Below are 16,821 nucleotides of genomic sequence, written 5' to 3' on the forward strand. Positions count from 1 at the left end.
GTTCTGGGCAGATTAGAGAATAAATTTCGACAGATCGGTATCTTTGGCAAGGCCAGAGACCTGTTCTCTTACATCATCAGCCGTGATTGTCACGCTTTCGCCGCTTCTGTCTGTTGCTGTGAAAGAGATTTCTTCCAACAGTTTTTCAAGCACTGTATGAAGACGACGGGCGCCGATATTTTCAACAGAAGTATTGATTTCAGCGGCAAGATCCGCAAGGGCATCAATGGCAGAATCTTCAAAGGAAAGGGTTAGCTCTTCGGTTCCCATCAAAGCAATATATTGTTTGATCAGGCTGTTTTCCGGCTCCATGAGGATACGTTTCATATCATCACGGCTCAGGGCGTTTAGCTCTACGCGAATAGGTAAGCGTCCCTGAAGTTCTGGCAGCATGTCCGATGGTTTGGACAGATGGAATGCACCGGAAGCGATGAAGAGAATGTGATCGGTTTTAACGGCACCATGTTTGGTGCTGACAGTTGTTCCTTCGATCAGCGGCAGAAGGTCACGTTGAACCCCTTCCCGGCTGACATCACCACCGGAACGTTCCGAGCGGATGGTGATTTTGTCGATCTCGTCAAGGAATACGATCCCGTTCTGTTCAACATTGCGGATAGCGTCCTGAACAAGGCTTTCTTCATCCAGTAGCTTGTCGCTTTCTTCTGTCATCAGAAGTTCGTACGATTCTTCAACCTTCAGGCGGCGTTTTTTGGTTTTCTGACCAAAGCCTTTGCCAAAAATATCACCCAGATTGAGCATTCCCATGCTTGCGCCCGGCATGCCAGGAATATCCATGGTCGGCATTTGCATGCCGCCATGGTCAGTCACCTCAACTTCGATTTCTTTGTCGTTTAGTTGGCCTTCGCGTAGCATTTTCCGGAACTTTTGCCGGGTTTCTTCGCTTGATCCTTCGCCAACCAAGGCATCAAGAACGCGGTTTTCTGCATTCTGCTCTGCCTGTGCCTTAACAGATTTACGCTGACTTTCTTTTGTTAACAGGATGGATGCATCAACCAGATCACGAATGATTTGCTCAACATCACGACCCACATAGCCGACCTCGGTGAACTTAGTTGCTTCCACTTTCAGGAAAGGCGCATTGGCAAGTTTCGCCAAACGGCGGGCAATTTCAGTTTTACCAACACCGGTCGGGCCAATCATAAGGATGTTTTTTGGTAAAACTTCTTCGCGCATATCGTCGCTGAGTTGTTGGCGTCTCCAGCGGTTGCGCAGGGCAATGGCAACAGCACGCTTGGCCTCGTTCTGGCCAACGATGTAGCGGTCGAGTTCTGATACGATTTCACGCGGGCTAAAAGAGCTGGCGTGTTGGATGTTATTATCGGTCATTATTTGGCGTCCATACTTTCGACGATCAAATTGGAATTAGTGAAAACGCAGATATCAGCGGCAATTCCCAGAGATTTTCTGGCGATCTCTTCGGCTTCCATGCCATCGATATCGATAAGTGCTTTTGCTGCAGACAGAGCAAATGATCCACCGGATCCAATGCCCATCAAACCATCTTCGGGTTCCAGAACATCGCCATTACCCGTTAGAATCAAGGATGTTGTGGAATCTGCAACAACCATCATTGCTTCAAGTCGGCGTAGATAGCGATCGGTTCGCCAGTCCTTTGCCATTTCGACGCAGGCGCGTGTCAGTTGGCTGGGGTAGCTTTCCAGTTTGGCTTCCAGACGTTCGAAAAGAGTGAAAGCATCGGCAGTCGCCCCGGCAAAACCAGCGATAACATCGCCCTTGCCCAGTCGGCGTACTTTGCGTGCATTTGCTTTGATAACGGTGTTGCCCAGGCTCACTTGGCCATCGCCGGCTATAACAACCTTGTTACCTTTGCGGACAGACAGGATCGTCGTGCCGCGCCATTTAATTGGATCGTGTTCAGACATTGTTTTGAAATGGTCCATTCACTGCTTTACGTCAAGGGATGATCATACGAGAAAAGTATGTTTGTGCTGAGAAAAGCTGAAATTATGTACTTTTTCAGCAACCTGTTTTCGTAAATGTTTTGTTATCGTCTTCTTATCATACTCTGGCCATAGGTAATACAAGCTATGGCAGAGTATGACAACCACGCTTGGGGGGCATTTATTTGATCTGTTAAAGAATGTTTTTGGTCAAAAAGAGACCTTTGATGTTTTAATCTGCATGTTGGGTTAAATCTCTCTGGTATCAGGGGGGCTGACCTGTTACAAAAGCCGCGACTTTACTAGAGAAAAAGCTGTTTAGTCGTCTATACAATTTAGGACAATTTAGACAATTTTCGGATAGACTTTTAAGTCATTGAATCTGATTCAGTCATTGGGAAGGATACCCCCGTGCGGCAAGCAAGTATCGAGCGTAACACCAACGAAACGCAAATTACGACAACCATTAATCTGGATGGTTCCGGTAAATATGATGTGGAAACAGGTGTTGGATTTCTCGATCATATGATTGAGCAGCTTTCTCGACATTCCTTGATGGACATAACGCTGCGCGCCAAGGGCGATTTACACATTGATTTTCACCACACTGCAGAAGATGTGGGCATCGCATTGGGCCAGGCCTTTAAACAGGCTTTGGGTGATCGCAAGGGGATTCGTCGCTATGGATCCTGTCTTTTACCAATGGATGAAGCTTTGAGCAGGGTTGCATTGGATTTATCCAATCGTCCCTATCTGGTCTGGAACGTAACCTTTGATCGCGACAAGATCGGTGATATGGATACCGAACTTTTCCGCGAGTGGTTTCAGGCTTTTGCCTTTAACGCGGGGATGACGTTGCACGTGGATCAGATTCACGGATTTAACAATCACCATATCATTGAGGCGTGCTTCAAAGCTTTGGCACGTTCCATTCGTGAAGCAATCGAGATTGATCCGCGTAAGGCGGATGAAGTTCCTTCGACCAAGGGTGTGCTTTGATCAATCTGAGCTGATAGCAAACTTTTCAAAGTAAATATGATGAGGCATTGAAAAATGACGCTCGCGATCATTGACTATGGATCTGGAAATTTACACTCGGCTGCCAAGGCCTTTGAGCGTGCTTCTGCTGAATCTGGACTGGGGACGCCTGTTGTTGTGACAAGTGATCCTGAGCAAGTGCGAAAAGCAGATCGTATTGTATTGCCTGGTGTTGGGGCTTTTGCTGATTGTTGGCGCGGCCTGAATGCTGTCGATGGCATGATTGATGTTCTGCAGGAACAGGTTATTCAAGGTGGTAAGCCCTTTATGGGTGTTTGTGTCGGCATGCAGCTGATGGCAACTGTAGGCCGTGAATACAAAGACTGTGCTGGTTTGGGATGGATTCCGGGCGAAGTTGTCAAAATGGATCCGGAAGACCAAAGCCTGAAGATCCCTCATATGGGGTGGAATGAGTTATGTGTTCTGCAAAAGAACCCTGTTTTGGGCGGGCTGGAAGACGGGACACATATTTACTTTGTCCACAGCTATCACTATATCCCTGAAAGCAGGGATCATATCCTTGCCGAAGTAGAGTATGGTCACAGGATTGTTGCTGTCATCGGGCGCGATAATTTGATTGGTACTCAATTTCATCCTGAAAAATCTCAAACTGCCGGTTTGAGTTTATTTTCCAATTTCCTGAAGTGGAAACCATGAACGCAACGCCAATTATGCCTGATCGTGAACCCACAGTCGGTGTGAACGAACTAACAGAATTTCGCGGGCCAGATCTTTATGATCTTTGTGATGCGACAGAAGCTGCTATTGAAGATGGTGGTGGTTTTGGATGGCTACGTGTTCCTGAACGCGATACGCTGGAAAATCATTGGCGTGGGGCATTGCTTGTGCCAGGCCGACAAGTTTTTGTCGCGCGACTTGATGGCACGATCTGTGGGTCAGCCCAGTTACACTGTCAACCACGGAACAATGAAGCACAGGCACATTCCGGTCAGTTGTCCTCATTCTTTCTCGCACCTTGGGCCCGCGGTCACGGACTGGCGGCACAGATGGTCAAGGCAGTTGAACTGGCTGCGAAAGAACGCCAGTTGAGTGTGCTTAACCTTGACGTACGAGAAACACAAAAACAGGCTATTCGTGTCTATGAACAACTGGGTTTCACACGTTGGGGCACGCAACACAGCTACGCCAAAGTAGATGACAAGTGGGTCGCCGGGCACTATTACAGCAAGCTTTTAAATAATTCCTGAGGGTAGAGGACCATGATCGTATTTCCGGCAATTGATCTGAAGGATGGGGAAGCCGTTCGCCTGTTGAAGGGTGAAATGGATACGGCAACTGTTTTCAATACAAATCCTGCTGCACAGGCAAAAGAGTTTGAAGACGCTGGATTTGAGTTCCTGCATATGGTTGATCTGAACGGTGCCTTTGAAGGTCGTCCGGTAAACCGGGCTGCGGTTGAAAATATTGTTAAAACAGTTTCTATGCCTACCCAGCTTGGGGGGGGTATTCGCGATATCAAGACCATAGAACAGTGGCTGGATGCCGGGGTTACACGCGTCATTCTTGGAACAGTAGCAGTTAAAAACCCTGAATTGGTTATGGAAGCCTGTAAAAAATTTCCGGGCAAAATTGTTGTCGGGATTGATGCCCGGGGTGGCATGGTTGCGACCGAAGGTTGGGCCGAAACCAGTGATCTCAAGGCAACAGATCTTGCCCGTAAGTTTGAAGATGCTGGCGTCAGTGCAATTGTCTATACTGATATTGACCGGGATGGTTTGCTTCAGGGATGTAATGTTGATTCAACGGCCAATCTGGCAAGAGCGATTTCAATTCCCGTGATTGCATCCGGTGGTGTTGCTTCGGTTGAGGATCTCAAACAACTAAAGCTGGTGGAAGATGCCGGGATTGAAGGTGTAATCTGCGGGCGATCCATTTACGATGGATGTATTAATGCCAAAGAAGCACTCGCAATTGCGTCTGCTACGATTGCTGCCAGTTAGTATGGTTTAAGAGATAATCAAACTGTCATTTGTAATAGGCAACAGGTCGTTTGATATTGTGGATGATATCATGGGGTGGAAACCTTGTAAGTTCCGGAGAATTAAATGCTTAAGGCAAGAATTATTCCCTGTCTTGATGTGAAAGACGGACGCGTTGTAAAGGGCGTGAACTTCGTCGGGCTGCGTGATGCTGGCGATCCGGTTGAACAGGCACGTCTTTATGACAAAGCTGGCGCTGATGAGCTTTGTTTTCTGGATATTACCGCAAGTCATGAAAAGCGGGACATCATGCTGGATGTGGTTTCCCAAACGGCAGAAGAGTGTTTTATGCCGCTGACCGTTGGTGGTGGTATTCGTACACTTGAAGACATCAGAAGCCTGTTACTTGCAGGTGCTGACAAGGTTTCTATCAATACAACTGCTGTTACCAATCCTGAATTTGTCAAAGAAGCCAGTGAAAAATTTGGGTCTCAGTGCATTGTTGTCGCGATTGATGCGAAGCAGGTTGCACCGGGTAAGTATGAAATTTTCACCCATGGTGGTCGCAAGGAAACAGGACTGGATGCCGTTGAATGGGCTCAAAAGATGGAACGCTATGGTGCCGGTGAGCTGCTTTTGACCTCTATGGATCGCGATGGCACCAAACAGGGGTACAATTTACCCCTGACCCGGGCGATTGCTGATGCTGTGCGCATTCCAGTAATTGCATCCGGAGGCGTTGGAAATCTTGATCATCTGGTTGATGGAGTCAAAGAAGGTCATGCCACGGCTGTACTTGCGGCGTCAATTTTCCATTTTGGTACTTATAGTATTGCAGAAGCAAAAGATCATATGGCACAGGCAGGTGTCCCCGTTAGAACTGTCTAGACGAATATTGGATCAGGCAAATGGCGAAAAAGAAACTCTCGGCAGATATTCTGGATGAACTTCACCATGTTATTGTCAGTCGTAAAGGTGACAACCCGGAAGAATCTCATACGGCGCGCCTGTTTTCGAAGGGTGTAAACAAGATTGCCCAGAAGGTTGGAGAAGAAGCGGTTGAAACCGTTATTGAGGCTGTGAATGGATCAAAAGAAGAGCTTGCGGCTGAATCAGCTGATTTGCTTTATCATCTTCTGGTTCTTTGGGAAGCCCGGGGTGTAAAGCCCTGTGATGTTTGGGAAGCATTGGAAGGCCGCAAAGGGATTTCCGGCATTGCCGAGAAGGCGTCTCGTATAAAATACTGATCTTAATCACAGCTGGATCTACAGGTAATCTTGACGGATCATGCAGGCTGCTGTTTTATGAGGTAATTATATTTTAAAGGAATAATAACAATGGCCTATGATCAAAATAATATCTTTGCGAAAATCCTCAGAGGCGAAATTCCTTGCGAGAAGGTTTTTGAAAATGAACATATTCTGGCTTTCAATGATATTGCCCGCAAAGCCCTGGTTCATATTTTGATCATACCAAAAGGGCCTTATGTCTCCTTTGCCGATTTTTCGGAAAAAGCGTCTGCTGATGAAATTGTTGCCTTGAATCGTGCAATTGGTGAGATAGCGAAAGAAAAGGAAATCGTTGAATCCGGCTATCGGGTTATTTCAAATCATGCAGCTCATGCGCATCAGGAAGTCCCGCATTATCATGTGCATTTGCTTGGCGGTGCTGATCTTGGTGGATGCTTTAATTAAGATGCGGGATATAGTTCAGTTTTAAACGGAGGCTAGAGAGCCTCCGTTTTTTGTATCTACTTATGATTTCAATTTTATATAGCCATATCAGCAGGGAAATGAAGCAGAGCAATCGTTCCTGCTCCCTTAGTGCTTGTTAGCTTGAGGCTGCCGCCATTGATAACCGTCAGGGACCTTGATAACGGAAGCCCCAGACCAGTACCTTCGTATTTTCGTTCTATGCTGTTATCAACTTGTGTAAAGGGTCGCAAAGCGAGTTTAATTTCCGCTTCGCTCATACCGATCCCGGTGTCTTCAATTTGGATCTGAAAGCCGTCTTGTTCTGAATAGTTGACGGTGATCGTAACAACGCCTTGGTCATCTATAAATTTGAGTGCGTTGGAGAGCAGGTTGAGCAAAATCTGTTTCAGGCTTTTTTCATCGATATGAAGTCGAGGAATGTCCTTGGGGATATTTGTCTGTAGTGAAATGCCCGTAGTGATAGCCTTCCGTTGTACGATTTGAATGGTGTGTGCAATTACAGTTCGCAGACAAACATTTGTTTTCGCAAGATTTAATTCACCAGCTTCGATCATGGAAAGGTCAAGGATATCATTGATAATTCCCAAGAGGTGACTGCCACTATGATGGATATCACTGACGTATTCCTGATATCTGGGATGGCCCAAATCACCGAATATTTTTTGTTCCATGACCTCGGAAAAACCAATAATGGCATTGAGAGGTGTTCGTAGTTCATGAGTCATTGCAGAAAGAAAAGCCGTTTTTGCCATGCTGGCTCTTTCTGCGTGATCTTTGGCAATTCGTAAGGCGCGTTCAACTTTTTTAATTTCAGTGAGTTCAACGTCTATGCAGTACATTTCATGTTCTTTATGAGAGTTCAAGAGCGTGATGTGACTGGAATAGACGGGCACATTATCTCCTTTTTTGTTTTTGAGTTCTATTTCACCAGATGGGATTGGCTTGTTTTTTTCCAGCCATTGTTGGTGCACATTGATGACATGATCCCGCATTTTTTCAGGAATAATCAGGTCTTCCAGCTTTTGCCCCAATGCTTCGGTTTGTTGGTATCCATAAAGCTTCTCACTGGCATTATTCCAATAGATAACACGCCTGTTCTGGTCGTAACCCTGAACCGCAATGTTTTCAATTTGATCGAAAATGGCCCTGAATCTGGCTTCTGGAAGCAGGCTGGTTTCAGTTGAATCATCATGCTTTTCCAGCGGTTCAACATAACCCTCGAAAGCGATAATAGAGCCATAGCGATCTCGGACAGCGACACAGTGTTCTTTTACCCACCGGGTTGTGCCGTCCACTTTGAATATCTGGTATACAATCTGGCTGAGTTGGTTCTGTTTTTTTAGGTTGTCATAGATATCTCTGCGTAAATCGAGATCAGTGTAGAGTTGGCAGTTAGGTGATCGAGTATACTCAAAAAACTCTTCGACCGTATTCAGGCCAAAAAGACGGGCATAAGCTGGATTTACAGTAGAAAAATAGCCTTCAAAGTCTGTACGATACATGCCGTATGGGCAGTTGTTGACGAGACTTTCACACGAACCAATTTCACTTATCTCAGAGGGATGCAGTGACTTGATTTGATTTATTGCGAGCATTGCGAGTCCTGTTAAAATTAAGAGGAATAAACGCACAAGTTGTTATTAATTATAGATGCATGTTGAAATTATTTTTAGTAAAACTTTAGTGATTTTTAATTAATATTAAAAATCAGACATTTAATATAACTACGCTTGTGATTTTTCATCTGTATCTTTTAAACTAAGGGTTGTTATTTCTGTTTAATATAATGTGGGGATATATGTTTTTGTGGAGTCCTTGTCTTGTCCATGAACCCTTTTCTCTTTTTTAGGAAATTTGAGAGCTGGGAAAGCTATTCCCAATAGAGCAAATGATTATTAGACTGTCTGGATTGACCGGGTTGGGAGAAAGAAAGTGCTGAAGGTTCATACGCTAAACATAGACGAGATTTATGTGCCAGCAGGCCGCCGCAAAGAGTTTGATCCTGAGAAGTTAAAAATCACTGCTGACAAGATCATGGAAGAGACAGAACAGAACCCTATAAGTGTTCGTCAGGGAAAAGGCCGCTATGTGTTGTTGCGAGGGGTCCACAGGCTTGAAGCCCGCAAGGCCTTGGGTGAAACGACAATTAAGGGACATATACTGCAGGCCAAGCAAAGGTAGCTTCTGAACAGGTTTTACCGACCAATCTTTTTTAGTGATTTTATGCCTTGTTTACGGCCTTACTTTCTTGGCTTTTTATAACGTAAAGCTTCGGCTATGTGCTTTGTCTCAATCATTTCCTGATTATCCAGATCGGCGATAGTTCGTGAAACCTTGAGAACGCGATGATAAGCGCGGGCTGAGAGTTTGAACGTCTCTGAGGCGCGGTGCATCAATTCTTTTTCCCTGGGACCGAGTAAGGCAATTTTATCCAGAATTTCGCCCTCTGCTTCTGCATTGCAATGGGGTCGTTTCTGTTCTGGATAAGCTGCATATCGTTCTGTTTGGATATCACGTGCTGCCTGAACCCGAAGAGCAACATCACGGCTACCTTCTTTCGGAGGTGGCAGGGATAAGTCAGATGCTCTGACGGGGGGAACATCGAGATAGAGATCAATTCGATCATAGAGTGGTGCAGAGATACGGGCTTGATATTGAGTGCTACATCTTGGACCTCTGGCGCAAATCTGGGTAACAGGATCAACCTCTCCGCAACGGCAGGGATTCATTGCAGCAATCATCTGAACACGTGCAGGATATGTAATATGGGCTTCTGCGCGAGCAATGGAAATTTTACCGGTTTCCAGTGGTTGCCGTAAAGTTTCCAATACATTGCGATTAAATTCGGGGAGTTCGTCGAGAAAAAGAACGCCTCTGTGAGCAAGAGATATCTCTCCGGGTTTTGCTTTGGGCCCGCCGCCTGCAATGGCGGGCGCAGAGGCAGAGTGGTGCGGATCTCTGTAGGGGCGTAAATTCTCTAACGCGCCATTCTTTAACAAACCTGCAAGGGAGTGAATCATGCTGACTTCGAGAATTTCTTCGGGCAGAAGTTCTGGCAAAATAGACGGTAATCGAGAAGCGAGCATTGATTTTCCAGACCCGGGTGGCCCATTAAACAGCAAATGGTGGCCGCCAGCTGCTGCGATTTCAAGAACACGTTTGGCTGTTTCCTGGCCCTTAACGTCCCTTAGGTCAGGAAGGTGTCGGCGATCACTCGCCGGCTGAGGTAATGCTGTTTTGGGAGGCGAGAGTATCTGGCGTCCATTGATATGATTTGTGAGAGCTAAAAGGCTGGGCGGGGCAATAATCTCTAACCCTTTCACCCACGCAGCTTCTCCGCCCTGATTTTCAGGGCAAATAATGCCCTTATCACTTGCCAAGGCCTGTAAAGCGGCGGGTAAAATGCCATTTACGGCCCGGATAGTTCCATCAAGTGCCAATTCTCCAAGAACAAGATAGGTTGTTAGCTCGCTTGCCGGCACAATTTCCATGGCGGCAAGGATGCCAAGCGCGATGGGAAGATCGTAATGACTGCCTTCTTTCTGTAAATCGGCCGGGGCCAGATTGACTGTGATTCTTTTCGGAGGAAGCGCGAGACCAATTGCGGTTAAAGCTGCACGTACTCTTTCCCGGCTCTCGGCAACGGCTTTATCTGGTAATCCGACAATATGAAAAGCGGGCAATCCACTTGATAGTTGGACTTGTACTTCGATGTCGCGAACTTCTATACCCTGAAAAGAAACAGTATTGATCTGGACGGTCATTTTCTTTTACTCAAGCAGAACAAATGGAGAACTTAGTGTATCATTCTTTGATGCACGTAAAAGAAGAAATTTATATTTTAAGTGTAATTTATTGTATTGACTTATTGGTTTGCCAAATCAATAGCATGATCAATGTTATGCTCGCTAAAAACTGAAATACCGTTCGCACGCAATAGATCTGTGACGATGCCTGAACCTCTGATTTTTGTTCCGGTAAAGGAGCCGTCGTAGATAAAATCACTACCACAGGAGGGGCTGTTCTCTTTGAGGATCGCGATTTTGATGTTGTGATTCAGACATAGAGTGAGAGCTTGTTCTGCGCCGTGGATAAAAGCATTGGTGAAATTTTCACCTGTTTGGCTTTTTATCTGGTCAGATACACGTTCAGCTGGGGCTCTGGGAGTTGGTAGCCCTCCAGCAATTTCGGGGCAAAGTAAAACAATACGTCCTTGTCCCTGTAAGTGGTGTAGTTTTTCTGCGCCTTTGGATGCGTAACACTCATCATAGCGTACAGGCTTTCCCATTAAACAGGCACTTACTAGTATTTTCGAAAGCATGGGCTGTGGACCGGATTCTCTAATATTACTGAGATTTATATCAGGTTTATTATTCATAATAGCGTTGTGCAGCCTTTGTTATTCACAGAAACTTAGACATTAAATAACGCGGATGTGACTCGAACCCAAACCGTTTATAGAGAGCTTTTGCCTGGGGATTACTTTGCTCAACTTCTAACACAATGCGTTCTGCGCCCAGTTTTTTTGATTCTTCACAGGCAAGTTCAAGCGCTTTTGTGCCAATGCCTTGATTTCTGTATGCCCTTTTAACAAAAAGCTCATCAATAAAGAAATCACGCCCTCCGGTTTCGAGAGAAAAGCCAAGTGATACACAAAGATAGCCGATGACAGTGCGCTCTTGTTCAATGATCCAGAGTTTTGCAAGGGGCTCGCCCGCTAAAATAGAGGCAATTGCCTTTTCTATTCTGGTTTCTCCATAGCTATTTCCGTCTTCGAGGTAATAGCTCTTTGCCATTGCAATAACTGTTTCTTTGTCTGAATTCTGAACTTCTCTGAACATCCATGTGACCTGTATTGGCATAATCTAGTATTGGGATAAACTAGGCTTTTCGTTTGGCTCGGTTCTTTAGCTTTCAGGTTTCTTAGCTTATTAGGTTTCTTCTTGGGGAATATTATCTTCCAAGGTGTAATAATCACCTTTGTAGCGGCAAAAGATATGGCGTTTCATTTTTAGAGGGGATGTATCATTTAGAGATCCGGCTGAAATAGCATAGTAATCCCCCTCCTCACCTTCTTTATTCAGCTTCCAGAATAGGGAAGATCCACAGGTCTTACAAAACCCGCGCTTGGCATGATCGGAAGACTTATACCAGATTAGGCTTGAGAGAGAAGACGTGAAAGTCAGTTGATCAGTTGGACAATCTGTTGACGCCCAGATGTGACCAGACCATTGCCGACATTGTTGACAATGGCATACTGAAATATCGTTGAGTTCGGATTTTATTTCAAAGCGAATATTTCCGCAAAGGCATCTGCCTGTGTGCTTGGTCTTTTGTGACGTTGGGTCAGACATATGATCAAGTTTCCAGGGTATCTTATCAATGGCTCTGTATTTCAGAGCATAAGGAAGAGAACAAAAATAGAACTTAGTATTAAGATCACTTGTTTGTCGTGTTTTGTCAATTTATGCCGAATGGAGAATGGCGATAAAGCCCTTTCGATTACCTTAAATATATCAGAAGAGGAATAGAGGTAGCCATTTGATGGCCGAAAAAAAAGAGGACCAAAGCCCTCTTTTTATAACAGATTATGACAATTGATGTTTAAGTTTTATCAGCGATTTCATCATCTTCATGGTACATTTTATTATAATCTACAAAAACACCGTAGTGCGGATCACCTTCTTTGTCTTCTTCGACCATGCTGACTGACTTTTCGAGGAGATGGCGGCAATCGGGGCTTAGATGACGAAGGTGCAGCGTTTTTCCTCTACGGGTGTAACGTTCAGCCAAGCCATCGATTGCTTCCAGACCTGAATGATCCCAAACACGGGCATTTTGGAAATCGACAACTACATCATCAGCATCATCTGCGGGATTAAAAAGATCTCTGAAAGAGCTGATAGATCCAAAGAACAGTGGGCCGGAAATTTCATATACAGTTGTTTTGCCATCTTCTGTTGTGCCAACACGCGCATAGATGTGTTTAGCTGAATTCCAGGCAAAGACCAGTGAAGAAACAAGGACACCAACCACAACGGCAATGGCAAGATCACTATAAACTGTAACACCGGAAACCAAAATCAGGACAAAAGCATCTGTTTTTGGAATGCGGTGCAAGATGCGAAAACTTGACCATTCAAACGTGCCGATCACCACCATAAACATCACGCCGACCAATGCGGCAAGCGGGATAAGCTCGATAAGATCTGAAGCAAAGAGAATGAAGATCAAAAGAAAGAGTGCAGCTGCAACACCGGAAAGACGGGCTTTACCACCTGATTTAATGTTGATCATTGACTGCCCGATCATGGCACAGCCACCCATACCTCCAAAGAAACCTGTTACCAGGTTCGCAACGCCCTGCCCCATACATTCTTGCGATGTACCGCCTTTGGTTTCAGTGATTTCATCAATCAAGGTCAGGGTCAACAGGGATTCAATCAAGCCAATTGCTGCGAGAATGAGAGAGTATGGGAAAATAATGTAGAGTGTCTCAAGCGTGAAAGGAACACTCGGGATATGAAATTCCGGAAGACCGCCAGCAATAGACGCCATGTTACCAACGGTTGGGATATCAAGTCCAAAACCAATAACAACGGCACTGACAACAGCAATGGCTGCCAATGGTGCAGGGATTAGCGTTGTCACCTTTGGCAAGAGATAGCTGATCGCCATTGTCAGGGCAACAAGACCCAGCATGATGTATAGAGTTGTACCACTCAGCCATTCGCTGTTTGGATCAGTTGGGGTGACTTTGAACTGGGACAACTGCGCAAGGAAGATGACAATAGCCAAACCGTTCACAAAACCAAGCATCACGGGATGTGGAACCAGACGAATAAATTTCCCGAGTTTAAAAATACCGGCGAGAATTTGCAAAATGCCCATGAGGACCACGGCAGCAAAGAGGTATTGTACGCCATGTGAAACAACAAGGGCGACCATTACAACGGCCAATGCACCAGTAGCGCCGGAAATCATCCCGGGACGTCCGCCGATTAACGAGGTAATCAGGCCAACGATAAAAGCAGCATAAAGGCCAACGAGTGGATCGACCTGTGCCACGAATGCAAAAGCGACCGCTTCCGGTACAAGAGCAAGAGCAACGGTTAATCCCGAGAGAACATCAGCTTTGATATTTTTCGGGTCGCAAAAATTGTAGGCTTTCATCTGATATCCGATCGGATCTTCTTTAAGGCAGTAAGGATTACCTTTTGCCCGAATTAAGGGCGATCTTTGCCTTTTGGAAAAGCCGCCGTATTCTAGTTCACGTATCTATTCTGGCGCGCTTCTAACAAATTTATTTACTTTAGAAAATATCTAATCTGCGTCTTGCCTGTTCTGTGGGGTATGTGTTTGACACATATCTAGGGCTAAAATAATAGAACAAAGACGTCGTTTCATTTTTCGTTGTCTTCGACGACTACGTGATCAGCATTCCAGGCTCCGGGCCAAACTTCTGCTGAGCCGCTTCGCAATCGACGAATTTCATCAAAGGGGATATCTTTGGCAACAATCAAAGGTCCTTGCCCGACAGTGGTATCTGTTGGTGAAATTTCTGTTGCAACGCCAATATGTCCAAGGCTTTCTTCACAGGGAATGTACACAGCTGCAGCAGAGGTTTGGTTTTGTCTTTTTTTGCCAAAAAAATGCGTGGCCCCAATTGGACCGACAGCGGCTACTGCGGCTTGTAATTCTATTGCTCTGGCCTTGGCACAGCCGAAAACGCGATTGTAGCCTGCAAGTTTTGATGTCATTGATGGAACAAGAATTAAATCAATATCATGATCGGCTATAAGTGATGACAAAGCTGGCATTTCTATATCCAGACAAATCAGGATTGCAATCCGCAAGCTTCGCCATGTAAAAACTTTGATCTTGTTGCCAGGTGTCAAACACCAGACCTTTGGGTCTTGTTCATTTGGTGTCAGACAGAGTTTATCTTGTGTGATATATCTGTCATCAGGCAAAAACAGATGTGCCCTGTTGTAATAACCACTGTTATCATTGACGGGAGAATCAGAAACGTCATCCTTGGTATCAATCGCAACGGGGAAAGTGCCTGCCAATAACGCGATATCATGAGCTTTTACCAAAACTTTTAACTGGTCTATAGCTTCTGTTGCCTGTGTTGCCATCCAGGGAATTTCTTCATCAGGGCCTATACCAGCCGGAGCAAAAGCCATCCACTGTTCTGAAACATATTCGGGCATAAGTAACAGATCTGTCCCCTGCTCTTTGGCCTGTTCCATCCGCTGGCTGGTAATCTCTATCCAATCAGACAGAGATTTCAGAGGCGTTTCCAGATTTACGGCCCAAAGAGCGATATTTAAAGGGGATAGAGGCACGCGTTTTCTCCTGTGTTATATGCTCCATGATATAGAAAATGTATCCAAAGAAAATCTTTAAACTGAATAAGATAATTGGCAAAAGCCATGGTCTCTATTACAAAGGCTTTGATTTCTTGTTCTATATCCAAAGCATAAATTGAGATTAATATGCATCCCGTGCCGAAAATCAGTTTGATTATCACCACATACAACTGGCCGCAGGCATTGGATTTTGTATTGAGATCATTGGAATATCAGACAAATAAAAATTTTGAAGTCATCATTGCGGATGATGGATCTGGTCCAGATACAAAGCAACTCATCAAAAATTTTGCAGATAAGTCAGATATAACCATTAAGCATTTTTGGCACGAGGATAACGGGTTTCGAGTGGCTGCGGTACGAAATGGTGCTGCTGCATTGGCAGAAGGTGATTATTTTATTTTTATTGATGGTGATTGTTGTCTGATGCCCTCCTTTATTGCATTTCATCGTAAGCTTGCTCAAGGGAAATGGTTTGTCGCAGGTCGTAGAGTTTATTTGAAAAAACGTTTTACGGCGAAAATTTTCAAGAAAGCATGGAATTTTTTCCGTTGGCCCACTGGGATTCTGTTTGCTATGGGGCTGACAGGTCAATGCAATCGACCTTTTCAGTTTCTCAGGATACCTCAATCAGACATAGCTCGTAAGAAACAGGCAAAAAACTGGGAAAAAGTTCAAACCTGTAATTTAGGTGTCTGGAAAGAAGATTTTTACCGGGTTGATGGGTTTGATGAGAGTTATGAAGGCCATGGGCTTGAGGATTCAGACTTCACGGTTAGATTGATCAGAAGTGGCGTCTATCGAATTGATGCCAATTATTGCTCGCCAGTTCTTCATCTTTTTCACAGTAGATCCATTCCTGGGCGAGAAGGTAAAGAGTTGAGGAATCCTGAATATTTCCAAAAATTGTTGGAAAGTGATCGGCATATTGCTGTTCAAGGAATTTCACGCCGTTTAAATCGCTAAAATGCCCTTACTTTAAATTACAAAACGACATTCTTAATCGCTTCTGAATTCCCACAATCTTTTGTTGATTCCATCGACAATCTTTCTTCGTTTCCGACGAAGCTTGTGTATTGTTTTTTGAGGATCTTGAATTGGAGGACTATCAGACCGAATATCTGATTGAACGCTATTATCATGTACAATAGGGAAGGGATAAACGGCTCGGATTTGTAGCTTGTTTTCCCATACTCTATCCATCGCGATATCTATTGGATGGAAAATAGTTTTGCAATAATTACAAAGTTTTTCAGCACCGGACTGGTTCAGAATATATCCAACGGCTCCGCACGCATTGCCTTTGAGTTTTACTAAGTCAGCTATCTCGGTGATTGGTTCTAAAATCTCAAATTTGCGGTCACGGGAAGATGCAAGGCGTATCATATCCCATGGTGTTTTGACGTTTTTAATAGCTTTTAAAACAGCTGGTAATTCTTTTGTAATCTTAACATCATCTTCAATAATCAGGGCCATTTCATGCCCTTCATTTAATATGCGCTCAAACAGTGTAAAGTGGCTCAGATAGCACCCGATTTCATTAGGAGTCATATCTTTACCAAACTCCTTTAAACGATAGCTATGTGCATAGTTTTTTATGCTTTTCCAATCAAGTTCTCTTCCATCGATGGCTTTGTAGAACTCATAATTCAACTCGATTGAGTTAAATTGGTCTTCAATTTTTTTTCTTCTCTCGGCAGATCTTTCGAGATTTATAATAAAAATCGGAATTTGCTGAGTCATGAAGAATCCTAAAATGAATTTGCGGCTAGATAGGGCTTATAGTTCTGACCATACAGGTTCGCAAGGATGATAGAGCATATCTAGTCTG

General features: G+C 44.6%; 19 protein-coding genes. 9 read left to right on the forward strand and 10 right to left on the reverse strand.

The window, feature by feature from the left end:
* Positions 1 to 12: 12 nt before the first annotated feature.
* The gene (hslU, locus tag D9A03_RS16415) at positions 13 to 1,347 is read right to left on the reverse strand and encodes an ATP-dependent protease ATPase subunit HslU (RefSeq protein ID WP_120498290.1); all 1,335 of its coding nucleotides are present in this window, start codon (positions 1,345 to 1,347) and stop codon (positions 13 to 15) included.
* Complete coding sequence (hslV, locus tag D9A03_RS16420; protein ID WP_085901820.1) at positions 1,347 to 1,904, reverse strand: ATP-dependent protease subunit HslV; 558 nt, start codon at positions 1,902 to 1,904, stop codon at positions 1,347 to 1,349. The genes hslU and hslV overlap by 1 nt, the downstream gene beginning before the upstream one ends.
* 429 nt (positions 1,905 to 2,333) lie before the next feature.
* On the opposite strand from hslV, the gene hisB reads away from it, so the two are divergent.
* The 7 genes from hisB to D9A03_RS16455 all read left to right on the forward strand — a co-directional run bounded on the left by hisB (position 2,334) and on the right by D9A03_RS16455 (position 6,594).
* Positions 2,334 to 2,921, forward strand: a complete 588-nt coding sequence (hisB, locus tag D9A03_RS16425; RefSeq protein ID WP_120498291.1) for an imidazoleglycerol-phosphate dehydratase HisB — start codon at positions 2,334 to 2,336, stop codon at positions 2,919 to 2,921.
* A gap of 54 nt (positions 2,922 to 2,975) precedes the next feature.
* Positions 2,976 to 3,617, forward strand: a complete 642-nt coding sequence (hisH, locus tag D9A03_RS16430) for an imidazole glycerol phosphate synthase subunit HisH (RefSeq protein WP_120498292.1) — start codon at positions 2,976 to 2,978, stop codon at positions 3,615 to 3,617.
* Positions 3,614 to 4,168 carry an N-acetyltransferase family protein gene (locus D9A03_RS16435; protein ID WP_371682965.1) on the forward strand — a complete coding sequence of 185 codons (555 nt, stop codon included), beginning with the start codon at positions 3,614 to 3,616 and terminating at the stop codon, positions 4,166 to 4,168. Before hisH ends, D9A03_RS16435 begins: the two co-directional genes overlap by 4 nt.
* 12 nt (positions 4,169 to 4,180) lie before the next feature.
* Positions 4,181 to 4,921 carry a 1-(5-phosphoribosyl)-5-[(5-phosphoribosylamino)methylideneamino]imidazole-4-carboxamide isomerase gene (gene hisA, locus D9A03_RS16440; protein WP_120498293.1) on the forward strand — a complete coding sequence of 247 codons (741 nt, stop codon included), beginning with the start codon at positions 4,181 to 4,183 and terminating at the stop codon, positions 4,919 to 4,921.
* Positions 4,922 to 5,026: 105 nt separating this feature from the next.
* Positions 5,027 to 5,788 (forward strand): imidazole glycerol phosphate synthase subunit HisF, encoded by a 762-nt coding sequence (gene hisF / locus D9A03_RS16445; protein ID WP_120498294.1) that lies wholly within the window; start codon positions 5,027 to 5,029, stop codon positions 5,786 to 5,788.
* A gap of 20 nt (positions 5,789 to 5,808) precedes the next feature.
* Complete coding sequence (locus tag D9A03_RS16450; RefSeq protein ID WP_120498295.1) at positions 5,809 to 6,147, forward strand: phosphoribosyl-ATP diphosphatase; 339 nt, start codon at positions 5,809 to 5,811, stop codon at positions 6,145 to 6,147.
* 90 nt (positions 6,148 to 6,237) lie between these two features.
* Positions 6,238 to 6,594, forward strand: coding sequence for an HIT domain-containing protein (locus tag D9A03_RS16455; protein WP_120498296.1), 357 nt, complete (start codon positions 6,238 to 6,240; stop codon positions 6,592 to 6,594).
* 74 nt (positions 6,595 to 6,668) lie between these two features.
* Here the strand turns inward: D9A03_RS16455 and D9A03_RS16460 are convergent, their stop codons facing one another.
* Positions 6,669 to 8,210, reverse strand: coding sequence for a PAS domain-containing sensor histidine kinase (locus D9A03_RS16460; protein ID WP_120498297.1), 1,542 nt, complete (start codon positions 8,208 to 8,210; stop codon positions 6,669 to 6,671).
* A 337-nt stretch (positions 8,211 to 8,547) separates the two neighbouring features.
* On the opposite strand from D9A03_RS16460, the gene D9A03_RS16465 reads away from it, so the two are divergent.
* Entirely contained in the window at positions 8,548 to 8,796 is a 249-nt protein-coding gene (locus tag D9A03_RS16465) for a ParB N-terminal domain-containing protein (protein ID WP_120498298.1), read from the forward strand.
* A gap of 59 nt (positions 8,797 to 8,855) precedes the next feature.
* Here the strand turns inward: D9A03_RS16465 and D9A03_RS16470 are convergent, their stop codons facing one another.
* The 6 genes from D9A03_RS16470 to D9A03_RS16495 all read right to left on the reverse strand — a co-directional run bounded on the left by D9A03_RS16470 (position 8,856) and on the right by D9A03_RS16495 (position 14,966).
* Entirely contained in the window at positions 8,856 to 10,379 is a 1,524-nt protein-coding gene (locus D9A03_RS16470) for a YifB family Mg chelatase-like AAA ATPase (protein WP_120498299.1), read from the reverse strand.
* Between the two features lie 101 nt (positions 10,380 to 10,480).
* On the reverse strand, positions 10,481 to 10,993 hold the full coding sequence (locus tag D9A03_RS16475; RefSeq protein WP_371682966.1) for a DUF523 domain-containing protein: 513 nt from the start codon (positions 10,991 to 10,993) through the stop codon (positions 10,481 to 10,483).
* Between the two features lie 25 nt (positions 10,994 to 11,018).
* Positions 11,019 to 11,456, reverse strand: a complete 438-nt coding sequence (locus tag D9A03_RS16480; protein WP_162938211.1) for an N-acetyltransferase — start codon at positions 11,454 to 11,456, stop codon at positions 11,019 to 11,021.
* A 90-nt stretch (positions 11,457 to 11,546) separates the two neighbouring features.
* Positions 11,547 to 11,969, reverse strand: a complete 423-nt coding sequence (locus tag D9A03_RS16485; RefSeq protein WP_120498301.1) for a GFA family protein — start codon at positions 11,967 to 11,969, stop codon at positions 11,547 to 11,549.
* A gap of 250 nt (positions 11,970 to 12,219) precedes the next feature.
* Positions 12,220 to 13,788 (reverse strand): SulP family inorganic anion transporter, encoded by a 1,569-nt coding sequence (locus D9A03_RS16490; protein WP_120498302.1) that lies wholly within the window; start codon positions 13,786 to 13,788, stop codon positions 12,220 to 12,222.
* A 230-nt stretch (positions 13,789 to 14,018) separates the two neighbouring features.
* The gene (locus D9A03_RS16495) at positions 14,019 to 14,966 is read right to left on the reverse strand and encodes a nitrilase-related carbon-nitrogen hydrolase (protein WP_216825516.1); all 948 of its coding nucleotides are present in this window, start codon (positions 14,964 to 14,966) and stop codon (positions 14,019 to 14,021) included.
* A gap of 150 nt (positions 14,967 to 15,116) precedes the next feature.
* On the opposite strand from D9A03_RS16495, the gene D9A03_RS16500 reads away from it, so the two are divergent.
* Positions 15,117 to 15,956, forward strand: coding sequence for a glycosyltransferase family 2 protein (locus tag D9A03_RS16500; RefSeq protein ID WP_120498303.1), 840 nt, complete (start codon positions 15,117 to 15,119; stop codon positions 15,954 to 15,956).
* Between the two features lie 33 nt (positions 15,957 to 15,989).
* On the opposite strand, the gene D9A03_RS16505 is transcribed toward D9A03_RS16500, so the two are convergent.
* On the reverse strand, positions 15,990 to 16,733 hold the full coding sequence (locus D9A03_RS16505) for a glycosyltransferase family 25 protein (RefSeq protein WP_120498304.1): 744 nt from the start codon (positions 16,731 to 16,733) through the stop codon (positions 15,990 to 15,992).
* Positions 16,734 to 16,821 lie beyond the last annotated feature (88 nt).

Origin of the sequence: Kiloniella sp. EL199, assembly GCF_900313065.1 — a bacterium.
GTDB lineage: Bacteria > Pseudomonadota > Alphaproteobacteria > Kiloniellales > Kiloniellaceae > Kiloniella.

What these genes read in the sequence shown, in the direction of transcription:
- hslU (WP_120498290.1), bottom strand. Translation starts at nt 1,347, where the DNA reads ATGACCGATAATAACATCCAACACGCCAGCTCTTTTAGCCCGCGTGAA.
- hslV (WP_085901820.1), bottom strand. Translation starts at nt 1,904, where the DNA reads ATGTCTGAACACGATCCAATTAAATGGCGCGGCACGACGATCCTGTCT.
- hisH (WP_120498292.1), top strand. Translation starts at nt 2,976, where the DNA reads ATGACGCTCGCGATCATTGACTATGGATCTGGAAATTTACACTCGGCT.
- D9A03_RS16435 (WP_371682965.1), top strand. Translation starts at nt 3,614, where the DNA reads ATGAACGCAACGCCAATTATGCCTGATCGTGAACCCACAGTCGGTGTG.
- hisA (WP_120498293.1), top strand. Translation starts at nt 4,181, where the DNA reads ATGATCGTATTTCCGGCAATTGATCTGAAGGATGGGGAAGCCGTTCGC.
- hisF (WP_120498294.1), top strand. Translation starts at nt 5,027, where the DNA reads ATGCTTAAGGCAAGAATTATTCCCTGTCTTGATGTGAAAGACGGACGC.
- D9A03_RS16450 (WP_120498295.1), top strand. Translation starts at nt 5,809, where the DNA reads ATGGCGAAAAAGAAACTCTCGGCAGATATTCTGGATGAACTTCACCAT.
- D9A03_RS16455 (WP_120498296.1), top strand. Translation starts at nt 6,238, where the DNA reads ATGGCCTATGATCAAAATAATATCTTTGCGAAAATCCTCAGAGGCGAA.
- D9A03_RS16460 (WP_120498297.1), bottom strand. Translation starts at nt 8,210, where the DNA reads ATGCTCGCAATAAATCAAATCAAGTCACTGCATCCCTCTGAGATAAGT.
- D9A03_RS16470 (WP_120498299.1), bottom strand. Translation starts at nt 10,379, where the DNA reads ATGACCGTCCAGATCAATACTGTTTCTTTTCAGGGTATAGAAGTTCGC.
- D9A03_RS16475 (WP_371682966.1), bottom strand. Translation starts at nt 10,993, where the DNA reads ATGAATAATAAACCTGATATAAATCTCAGTAATATTAGAGAATCCGGT.
- D9A03_RS16480 (WP_162938211.1), bottom strand. Translation starts at nt 11,456, where the DNA reads ATGTTCAGAGAAGTTCAGAATTCAGACAAAGAAACAGTTATTGCAATG.
- D9A03_RS16485 (WP_120498301.1), bottom strand. Translation starts at nt 11,969, where the DNA reads ATGTCTGACCCAACGTCACAAAAGACCAAGCACACAGGCAGATGCCTT.
- D9A03_RS16490 (WP_120498302.1), bottom strand. Translation starts at nt 13,788, where the DNA reads ATGAAAGCCTACAATTTTTGCGACCCGAAAAATATCAAAGCTGATGTT.
- D9A03_RS16500 (WP_120498303.1), top strand. Translation starts at nt 15,117, where the DNA reads ATGCATCCCGTGCCGAAAATCAGTTTGATTATCACCACATACAACTGG.
- D9A03_RS16505 (WP_120498304.1), bottom strand. Translation starts at nt 16,733, where the DNA reads ATGACTCAGCAAATTCCGATTTTTATTATAAATCTCGAAAGATCTGCC.